Source organism: Bowmanella denitrificans (assembly GCF_039522935.1).
GTDB lineage: Bacteria > Pseudomonadota > Gammaproteobacteria > Enterobacterales > Alteromonadaceae > Bowmanella > Bowmanella denitrificans.
In genome coordinates, this window is sequence record NZ_BAAAEI010000014.1 from 1 (window position 1) to 9,829 (window position 9,829).

At 45.4% G+C, this 9,829-nt stretch carries 10 protein-coding genes; all 10 read left to right on the forward strand.

The window, feature by feature from the left end; genetic code table 11:
- Positions 1-394, forward strand: a 394-nt coding sequence (locus ABD028_RS12540; protein WP_343845265.1) for an ISAs1 family transposase, incomplete at its 5' end; no start/stop codon positions are given.
- Between the two features lie 116 nt (positions 395-510).
- Positions 511-783 carry a hypothetical protein gene (locus tag ABD028_RS12545; RefSeq protein WP_343845267.1) on the forward strand — a complete coding sequence of 91 codons (273 nt, stop codon included), beginning with the start codon at positions 511-513 and terminating at the stop codon, positions 781-783.
- A 302-nt stretch (positions 784-1,085) separates the two neighbouring features.
- Positions 1,086-2,435, forward strand: a complete 1,350-nt coding sequence (locus ABD028_RS12550) for a serine hydrolase domain-containing protein (RefSeq protein WP_343845269.1) — start codon at positions 1,086-1,088, stop codon at positions 2,433-2,435.
- Positions 2,436-3,160: 725 nt separating this feature from the next.
- Complete coding sequence (locus ABD028_RS12555; protein WP_343845270.1) at positions 3,161-3,733, forward strand: hypothetical protein; 573 nt, start codon at positions 3,161-3,163, stop codon at positions 3,731-3,733.
- Positions 3,734-4,497: 764 nt separating this feature from the next.
- Positions 4,498-5,343, forward strand: coding sequence for a S1 family peptidase (locus ABD028_RS12560; RefSeq protein WP_343845271.1), 846 nt, complete (start codon positions 4,498-4,500; stop codon positions 5,341-5,343).
- 67 nt (positions 5,344-5,410) lie between these two features.
- Positions 5,411-6,274, forward strand: a complete 864-nt coding sequence (locus tag ABD028_RS12565; protein WP_343845273.1) for a hypothetical protein — start codon at positions 5,411-5,413, stop codon at positions 6,272-6,274.
- A gap of 151 nt (positions 6,275-6,425) precedes the next feature.
- Entirely contained in the window at positions 6,426-7,361 is a 936-nt protein-coding gene (locus ABD028_RS12570; protein ID WP_343845274.1) for a TolB-like translocation protein, read from the forward strand.
- A 227-nt stretch (positions 7,362-7,588) separates the two neighbouring features.
- Positions 7,589-8,122, forward strand: coding sequence for a LysE family translocator (locus ABD028_RS12575; RefSeq protein ID WP_343845276.1), 534 nt, complete (start codon positions 7,589-7,591; stop codon positions 8,120-8,122).
- Positions 8,123-8,147: 25 nt separating this feature from the next.
- A complete protein-coding gene (locus ABD028_RS12580; RefSeq protein ID WP_343845277.1) occupies positions 8,148-9,008 on the forward strand; it encodes a trypsin-like serine protease in 861 nt (286 codons plus the stop codon).
- A 49-nt stretch (positions 9,009-9,057) separates the two neighbouring features.
- A complete protein-coding gene (locus tag ABD028_RS12585) occupies positions 9,058-9,810 on the forward strand; it encodes a hypothetical protein (RefSeq protein WP_343845279.1) in 753 nt (250 codons plus the stop codon).
- Positions 9,811-9,829: the final 19 nt, after the last annotated feature.

Below are 9,829 nucleotides of genomic sequence, written 5' to 3' on the forward strand. Positions count from 1 at the left end.
TCTTCTCGATGCCAGCCAATTGCCCCAGGACATCCTGCCACACTGGCCGGGCGTCAAGCGCATTGTGGCGGTTGAGCGTGAGCGTAGCCAGGGGCAAAAGACCAGCTACAGCACCCACTATTACTTGACATCATTAGACCATGCAGACAGCATAGCCAAGGCTATACGCCAACACTGGCTGACCGAGAATCAGCAACACTGGGTGTTGGATGTGGTGTTCAAAGAAGATGAATGTCAGATTCAGGAGCCGATAAGTGCGCAGAATATGGCGTTGTTCAGGCGGGTAGTGCGCAACATGGTGAAGCAACACAGCAAAAGCAAAGATTCCATCCGAGGCAAATGTGTCAGGGCCAGCTTCGATGATAATTTCAGAGCAGAATTACTCTTTGGTTAATGGAATTAACAAAGTGCGCTCACGCCCTGACAGTTCTCCCCAATAGTTGTTACTTAAGTTTGGCAAAACTCCGGAAATAGGGGAGTCCATTTCATTCGTTATATTTTCAGGTAAGTATGGATACAGTTGAAATTATTTTAGGCACTTTATTGATTCTTTTTTTATGCTTTTGCGGTGTGTTTGCTCCGATGTTGATGCCACTGTTTGTAAAAGAAGAATTTAAAGGTAAATTTCCTCGCTACATGGATGCAATCCAACCACCGTACGTTTACCAATCAAAGTGGTTCAATCCTATAGGCGTCATACTACAAAGGTTGGCACTTTTAGTTTGGATACCCGCATTAACGTTCGGTCTGTTTTTGGTATTTACTGGACAATTGAAAATATAACAAACGCATTAGCACTCGCTGCACTCGGCATTATATCCAACATGAACGTTAAGAAATTCCTGTATACCCTCGGCTGTCTTCACCGTAGATACTGAAATTCGGATTAGCTTAATCCAAACCAAAGAAGCAGTTTTAAAACAGACATGGACGGTATCCTCAATGGTTACCGGTGAAGCGTGGCCAAACTCCGGGGGAGGAATTCATATGCAAAGACACTTTGTTACAACCTATAAGTTGCATAACAGTGATCTTTTGTAGAGTCTGAAGTCTTTGATTTTAATGTCTTTAATTAGGGACCATTAATGAGCAAACTGTTTGCAGCATTGTGCTTCACCATGTTTATTAGCAGCTGTACGCAAGCGCCGACAACAGCAACTCAAGGTGTAAATAGCCCCGCTGCGCCAAAGCTTGAAAAGAGCGCGCTAGACAATGTGCTAAACCGATATAAAGACTCTCAGCATTTTATGGGCAGCGTGGCAATTTATCAGTCTGGAAAGCCGGTTTACAGCTATGCATCAGGCTATAGTAACGTTGAGAACAACACGCTATCAACGCCTGAAACACGTTATCGAATTGGTTCGATAACCAAATCCTTTACTGCCCTGCTAATACTTATGGCATATGAGGAAGGCAAGATAACACTGGATCAAACACTAGATTTGTTTTATCCGGAAATTGCAAATGCCAATAAAATTACCATAGCGATGTTGTTAAATCACAGCAGCGGTGTAAAAAACTACAGCAGTGTACCTGCTATGCAAACGATGATGTATAGCGGTGTTTCAAAGCAAGAGTTGGTCTCACTAATTGGCAACTTTGATAGTGAATTTGAACCAGGCACACAAGAGCGTTATAGCAACTCTAATTATATTCTGCTTACCTTTATTTTAGAAAGACTTTATCAAGCAACCTATGCGCAACTGATTAGCGAGAAAATAGCGACACCATTAGGGCTAAAGGACACATACTACGCACAGAAAATTGATGTTGAAAAAGGGGAGGCATACTCCTACATAAATGAAAATGGCTATGAGAAAGCCATGGAAGCAGATGGTTCGGTGATGCTTGGTGCCGGTGGGGTGATATCGACGACTTTGGATTTAGCTAAATTGTTTGATGCGCTATTTGCCGGTAATATTTTAAAGGCCAGCACCTTAGATAAGATGCTGGCGATTAATTATAGCTTTGGATTGGGAGTCCAAAAATTAACTTATGGCGGCAAAGTCAGTTACGGCCACCGTGGTCATGTTGATGAATTTCACTCTGTGGTTTTACATATTCCTGAACAGGGTATGACGCTCGCGATATTGGAAAATGGCAGTTTTAGCGAGCTACCGGATATTGTCAAAGATATTTATTATGCTTATTTCAGTATGGATGAGAAAGCCTCACTGGCTTTGTTAAACAAGTTTACCGGCCGATTTCAAGAAGCGACTGATCCCGAACATATGGTCGAGTTTAAAATAAAAGATGCTCAACTGATATTGGTGATTGGTGGTGAATTTGAGGAGCCTTTGCTTTATACCGGTGGCACCGATTTTCTGTTTGATCAGTCTTACTCACCTGCTATTACCTTTGCCTTTAAAGATGATGGCCAGTCATTGATCTTTAAACAAGAAAAGGTGGAAGTCGTGATGAACCGGATCCAGTAGGCTGTATTGTTGAAACATCAATAAAGGGGTCAACTGAGCCAAAGCTTTGCCCCCAAGCGGCCCGAGCCGCTTTGTGCCCCCCGCTTAAAAATTCCTGGTCGGTTCAGCGCGTGGCTAAAAGGTGGGCAGTTTGCTGGGAATTGATTGAGTGGAATATGTGTTTCGGGTGACCTTGCCCGGAGTTATAAGTCTATTTTTACGAATCTGACGGCAAACCCCATATCCGGTTTTATCGAGTAGTGATTTTTTCACCACGAAGATCAGAAGAGCACCAAGAATCAACAATCTCTATCGTCCTTCGTGTACTTTGTGTTCTTCGTGGTGATGACGGGAATAAGATTGAACAACAGGCAGGACGCTCGAATGGGACTCGCACGCCATTGAGGGCATATCATAAAGGACAAGGAGGTCATGTTATTCAAACCTTGCCATGCTGCACTTCGCCGTGGATACTAAAATTCAATTTGGCTAAATCAATGGCATAGAAATAGCTGCTAACAGACCGGGGTGATTCTCCTGCTGGTGCGTATCCTAATATGGCCATATCTTGCTAGGAATATTGTGGTGCCCGGCTTCAGGTTTATTCAGTATCAATGCCTTGCGAGACAAAATTTTGGGCACTATGAAGTCCTATAGTGTTTGTATCAAAACAGTGATCCAGTTATTAGGACAAAATTTAGTTGGAATAAGGTTTTTATTATTCGTTATACATATTAAGGATATGCATGGACAGAACCGTCATCACAATATCTATACTAATTTTACTATCTGCAATTATTTCTGCGGTTGGAGTTCAATTTGGCGATCAAATAGAAGCTTCCGTTCCAGGAGGAAAAGCAACAGGGCTTGTTGCGGGTGTGGCAATTTTAGTGGGACTATTTGTTGCTGCTTATAAGAGTGTTTTGAACGTAGAAAAGAATGTTTTGGATAAGGAAGGGTTGAAATATATTTTAGAACTTCACTTTGGTTCAGTTTCTCACCAGTTAATGCACGTTATAAATGACTTTATTGTCGAAATGGAGAGTTCCTCTGATTCGCTCAATTCAGATGTCTTTGTGATTAATTGTAAAAGAGTCATTGATAACTCGAGAAATAAACTCTCATTATTTACTGCTCCTGGTATTTCAAATATTCCCCAGTACCTCGATGAACTTCTTTCGCACGAACTGCTCGAGGAACATATTAAGAAGGGCTTAGAGATTATTCAGCGTTCTGAGAGTGCAGAGAATAGGAAGAAGCTGGCGTATCAACTTATTCAGAGTATTCAATCAGATCTATGGAAAAAACTAAAAAAGTAGGTATGTATAATAAGATAGGCTAGTTAATGGATAGCGCTGAGATAGACAGGACCATAACCAAAATAAACGTCGTTGTTGGTACAGCAGAAATATTCAGAATAAGCTAGCAAGCCCTACCCCAAGCAGCTCAAGCCACTTTGGTCCTGCTTAACCCGGTCAGTTCAGCGTGCTAATAAAAGGCGGGCAATTTGCTTAAAGCTAATTGAGTGGAAGAGGTGTCAGGCTAGCATCGCGCACAATCAGAAGTTATTGTCGCGTAACTGACGCCAAAACACAGACCCGGTTTTTCAAGTCATTCTCTTTCTACCACGAAGACCAGAAGAACACGAAGAGTGGACGATCACGAACTGCACGAAAAGGCCCGAGCCTGTCTTCGGTCGAAAATACCACTCGCTGTAGCCGGGGGTGCAAAGAAAAGCTCGCTGAGGTATTTTGCTTTCAATGACTATGAGCTCTCAGCGACTCTGCGAGAAGAGCTTGGGTGGTTAGGGCAAAGATTAAGCCGCTATGACTAGCCTGTTATGCAAGTGACTGACGCGCAGCGGTTCGCGTGTCTTATCCAGTATGAAAGTTAAGCAACTATTGCCTTGCCATGCTGCACTTCGCCGTGGATACTAAAACCCAATTTGGCTAAATCAATGGCATAGAAATAGTTAAAACCTGACATGGGCAGTTCTCCCCAACAGTTACCACTTAGGTTTGGCAAAACTCCGGAAATAGGGGAGTCCATATTATTTTTTAGCGCAACTCAGATAGAAGTTAATATGAAATTTTCTCAATCTTTGTTTTTATCAATAGGGCTTTTTACATCCTTAGCTAATGCAATAGTCATTCGGCATGATGTTTCCGACGAAAAATATTCCGCTGTTCCATCTGACTTCCCTCCCTTAGCAACCTTATATAATATCGGGGTTCACGGTACATTGATTCACCCTCAATGGGTTGTCACCGCTGCCCATGCTGTTTTTTGCATGAATCCTGGACAAAAAATTAAAGTTGGCGAAGAAATAGTATCTGTTTCTAATCGGTATAGTCACCCTGAATATCGCTTGGGAGGTGAACATGATATAGCTTTGATTAAACTTGAATCCAGTATTAAACAAATTGAACCTGCAGAAATGTATAGCAACAACGACGAAAAAGGTGCTGTCGTTTGGTTTATAGGTATCGGCGGTACAGGAACTGGGACTAAAGGGCAGACAGTTGGCTATAAAGAAAATAATGGGAAGTTAAGAAAAGCTCAAAATAAGATCGTTAAAACAACAGATACGGATATAGTGTTTAAATTTGAGGAAGGCTCTGCCGCAGAAGCACTGGAAGGCGTTTCAGGTAATGGTGATAGTGGCGGCCCTGCCTATAGAAAAAACGGAGATAAATATGAATTACTCGGTATCAGTTCACGTACCGACTCATGGTTTTATGGTGTAGGAGAATACGGCGTTACAGAGCTTTATACACGTGTTTCATCATATAAACGCTGGATACAAGATGTCATTTCAGCGGATAGTGACTTAATTAGGGAAAAAATTTCAACCCAAAGTCCTTTCCTGCATGATGGTATGAAACCAGAAAAAATGAATGATTTATGTTCTTCCATTGAGGTAAAGTAATCACAGGTTCTCTCGATTTTTAGAAAACAATTTTTATCTACCAACAGATTTTTATTGAGAGGCCAATGTGCAAAAAGCAAAGGTTCGACGCGATTTTGGCCTGACCTGGAAGTCTCGCCTTGGAGAAGCACGTTTGCGTGCCGCTGCACCAGGGCCGCGATTGACTGATCAGCAGATAGCGAGCTTGCAAAATGCCATGTCGCGGTTGGACGTATCCTCGCCGCATAACAAAGCGCTTCTATGGTCTGGCAAAGATGTTCCGACAAGTGTCCCAATTAACGAGACTGATCCTAACGGCCCAATGTGGTGGGATAAGCTTTCTTGTCTTGAAGTTGATGTGTTTCGCGGACTTGGGCTGGCATTTAGCCTGGAGGATACGCAAGGCGGAAGGTTTTTACACGACTTACAGCTGAATTATCCGCAGAATGACCCGCTTAGTGCGGTGGCCCGAGGCTTGTGGGATGCGCTTTCCTGTCGTTTCGCTGCTGCTGTGACTGGCTGCATTGAGGTCATTGCTGAAGGTGCGTTTGACGATGGCGTATTTAGAACGGTCGAACTCGAAGCGGTTCTTTCTAACCACAAAATTACAACAATCAATGGACTGGCGCGAAGGTACTTTCCATCCAGCTGTGACGACGCTTATTTCCTCCTGCGTCGATGGGATGTAGAGCGTAGCCGCAGATATTATGAGTTTATTATCGCGTGTGCTGATGCAACATCTTATGAACGGGCAATGGCCCTTGATGACCTGCGGGAAATTCAACTCTGGTATGAGCAGGATTTTTTCAGTCACCTAGGGCCAAATCGGGAACTTCCTGGTTTACCTGACGGTGTAGCTGAGGCGTCGGACCAAGCCCAAGTGGCCGGTACCTGGAAGTATTCAGCAGCGTGGCGTGAATTCGTTCAACAGACTGAAGCCGAATGTCGTTAAAGCGGCAGGAGCCAACAGCGGCTGATTTATTGGGGGAGTTGGGTCAGCATCAGCGAAAAGTAGAAAGTTGCTCAATACTTGAGCGTTTCAGTGGGAACACTAGCTCTAGACTTCCGTATAAAGAAAGCGTTTTGGATAGTGATAAAAGCGCTTGCTTAATAGGGTTGAACATGAAAAATTTAGTGAGTCACAGATTCATCAACAAGGAAAAGTTATGGCATCTAAATATTCTTTACTAACACTGTTATTTCCTGTGCTGACGATATGCAGCCAGAGTTACGCCAATGATCACTTACCCTTACTACAAGGCCCTTATCTTGGGCAAACACCACCGGGGTTAACGCCTGAGCCTTTTGCGCCGGGTATTGTAACCACCGCGGGTTTTGATGACGGTGGTGTGTTTACGGCCGATATGAGCGAGTTCTATTTTATTAGAAAGCGTGCAGATAGTAATAAATTCGATACGATTATTTATCAGCAACAGGGTAACCAATGGGTTGAGACCCTCAGTCAGGAAGCCCGGCCCTTTTATCCTTTCTTCTCACCAGATGGTAAGACCATGCATTTGGGTAAGAAATACCGGGAACGTACAGACTCTGGTTGGTCTGAGGTACAAAGTCTGGATGCCGCTTTTACTGACATAAACATTATGAGCCTGTCTGTTTCATTAAAGGGTACCTATGCCATTGACGAGCGGCACCCGGAAGAGAAAGGCATTCTTCGATTCTCTCGTTTGGTCGAAGGTAAACGACAAGCCCCAGTTCCGTTTGGTAAAGAGATTAACGCTGGCACAAGGAATGCCCACCCCTTTATTGCACCTGATGAGTCCTACATTATGTGGGACGGCATTAAAGACAATGGGTTTGGTGATGTTGATCTGTATATCAGTTTTCGACAGCCGGATGGTTCATGGGGCGAGGCGATTAATATGGGCGATAAAATCAATACAGCTGCATATGAAGCCGGGCCAAAAGTGACGCCAGACGGGAAATACCTGTTTTTTGTAAGAAATATGGGTTCGGATAAATTTGAGAATGTTGATGTTTTCTGGGTGGATGCGCAAATTATTGAGACGCTCAGGCCATAGATGTAAAACATGTGATGTGGGCGCAACATCAAGGTTAGCGAGTGTGTCTGCTGGGTTAAGCATTTTGCTAAATGGCTGTTAGATGAGTTACGGTGGATGCATGGGGTCATTCTGCATAGGGAAAACCACAGAAGATGGAACAGATTAATTATTTATTGATTGTGATATCGGCGCTGGCGGCAATAGCCAGTCCGGGGCCGGCCACCCTGGCGATAGCGGGAGCCTAGATGAAGCAGGGGCGCCGTGCGGGTGTTTGTCTGGCATTTGGAGTGCTGAGTGGTTCATTGTTTTGGTCAACCTCTGCCGCCTTTGGGCTGGCGGCCATACTGCACACCAATGTCTGGCTGTTTGAAGTGTTCAGATATTGCGGGGCGCTTTACTTGTTATATCTGGCGGTGAAATCGCTGCGTAGCGCCTTTTCCACCGCTCCACTTACTCTGCCTGCCAACCAAGCCATGACAGCCAAGGGCTGTTACTTAAGTGGTTTGCTTATTCATCTAACCAATCCCAAGGCTATTTTGTTTTTCGCTGCCTTGTATTCAATCGGGGTGCCGCCAACTGCCAGCCCGTTGGCACTGCTGTCGGTCATCCTGGTTGTTGGCGCGCTAAGTTCGCTGATTTTTCTGGGCTATGCCGTGCTTTTTTCCTATTCAGGTGTAAGACGCATCTACCTCAAATCCAAACGGGTCTTTGAAAGTGTGTTTGCGGTGTTTTTTGGCGCGGCAAGTTTAAAGTTACTTATCAGTGGGGCCGGTAAATAGGCGGGCAATATTACAAGGGACAGTGATGGGCAAAGTTCTATCTGTTGTATTGGTGGTCTTCAGTGTATCGGTATCAGCAATAGTGGTACGCCATGATGTGCCCGATAAGGCCTATCTTGCTGAACCAGACGACTTCCCGCCTTTGGCTACCTTCTACATTGACGGCGCTCACGGTACCTTGGTTAAACCTGACTGGGTGGTGACCGCTGCGCATGCCACATTCTGTGTCAATCCCGGCAGTTATATAGCCCTAACCAATGGCTATCACAGAGTTGAGCGAGTGTTTGTACATAAGGATTATCAACCAGGCAAAAGCCACGATATCGCCTTGATAAAACTTGCTAAGCCAGTGAATGACATAGAGCCTGCAAGACTTTATGAGCAAAGCGATGAACAAGACAAGCATATCTGGTTTATGGGCATAGGTGGCACCGGGGATGGCCTGAAAGGCCAAGTGGTGGATAATTTTGCAAACGCCGGAATACTACGAAAAGCCCAGAATAAGGTCGAGCAAGCCAGCGGACCATGGCTAAAATTCAAGTTCGACAGCGGCGCTGCCGCTTTGCCCCTGGAAGGCGTTTCCGGTGGTGGCGATAGCGGTGGTCCGGCCTACCAGATTCATCAGGGTAAGCCATATGTACTTGGTATCAGTTCCAGGTTCGAAAGCGGTGGATTGGGCCGGTATGGTGTTGTTGAAGTGTATTCCCGCGTGTCTTTTTTTAAAGCCTGGATTGAAAAAATCACAAGTGGTGAGGAAACTGTGCAGGCACAGTTGGCAACCCCCGCATTAACTAGCCTGCCAGGTGGGCTGACTACATCGATGCTACCTGACGTTTGTGCAGATATCGGCCTTAAACCAAGCACAACCTGGCAAGCTGCCCCGTAACAACGGCAAATTAAAGCGCGCAAACAATAATAACCAAGGAAAACAGACAATGGCACACCCTCCCACGAGTTTTGACTATCTAAAACTCTTTGTTGAAAACGTATCACTGTGGGAAATAGCTGCACTGCTGATTGTGCTTTCCGTGCTATTTCGCCCGGATCTCCTGAAGCGGGTAAACCGACTAAAGTTTGGTGACTTTGAGGTTGAACTTGAACAACTGCGCCAGGAAGTGTCGGAGCAGAAGCAGGAAATCCGTGGGCTGGAAACCGCTCTGGAGCAGGAACGCCAGGTATTTGCGGAAATTCTGCAAGGGTTTGATCCCAATGCGCCGGTCAGTGCTCTGGCTGAAACCCGCGAGCGACTCAAAGCTTATGCGAAAGGTCTGGAAAATCTGGAACAGATCACCGATGGCCTGTTGCTCAGCTCCGGCCCGGAGCAGCTCTACGCTGCCGCCGTGATGTTTAAGGAGCGGCGGCCCACCCAATTTGTGCCACAACTGCTGGATTGTCTGGCGTCACTGGCGGCCGACAAGAACCTTTGCGGTGTTCGCTTAAATACGGTGTGGACCTTAACCAGCGCGCTGCATTTCACTCTGATCGCCTCGGTACGTGACGGCATTCGCCCGGCGGTTAACACCGCAGATCTCAAGCGTGTCCTGCTGGTGCTTGAGCAACTGGAACAACATCCACGCATTCAGGATGACCGGCCAGACAACCCGGACAGGGGCATACGCGGCCCGATTAAGCATGCCAGAAACTGGGCGCAAAAAGGTTTGGAAGGGCAAAATTCGCCAGACAAATAAGCTCACAATCGCTTTGGCA

Bases quoted from the DNA above. Each gene is read 5' to 3' on its own strand.
- ABD028_RS12545 (WP_343845267.1), top strand. From the start codon at position 511: ATGGATACAGTTGAAATTATTTTAGGCACTTTATTGATTCTTTTTTTA.
- ABD028_RS12550 (WP_343845269.1), top strand. From the start codon at position 1,086: ATGAGCAAACTGTTTGCAGCATTGTGCTTCACCATGTTTATTAGCAGC.
- ABD028_RS12555 (WP_343845270.1), top strand. From the start codon at position 3,161: ATGGACAGAACCGTCATCACAATATCTATACTAATTTTACTATCTGCA.
- ABD028_RS12560 (WP_343845271.1), top strand. From the start codon at position 4,498: ATGAAATTTTCTCAATCTTTGTTTTTATCAATAGGGCTTTTTACATCC.
- ABD028_RS12575 (WP_343845276.1), top strand. From the start codon at position 7,589: ATGAAGCAGGGGCGCCGTGCGGGTGTTTGTCTGGCATTTGGAGTGCTG.
- ABD028_RS12580 (WP_343845277.1), top strand. From the start codon at position 8,148: ATGGGCAAAGTTCTATCTGTTGTATTGGTGGTCTTCAGTGTATCGGTA.
- ABD028_RS12585 (WP_343845279.1), top strand. From the start codon at position 9,058: ATGGCACACCCTCCCACGAGTTTTGACTATCTAAAACTCTTTGTTGAA.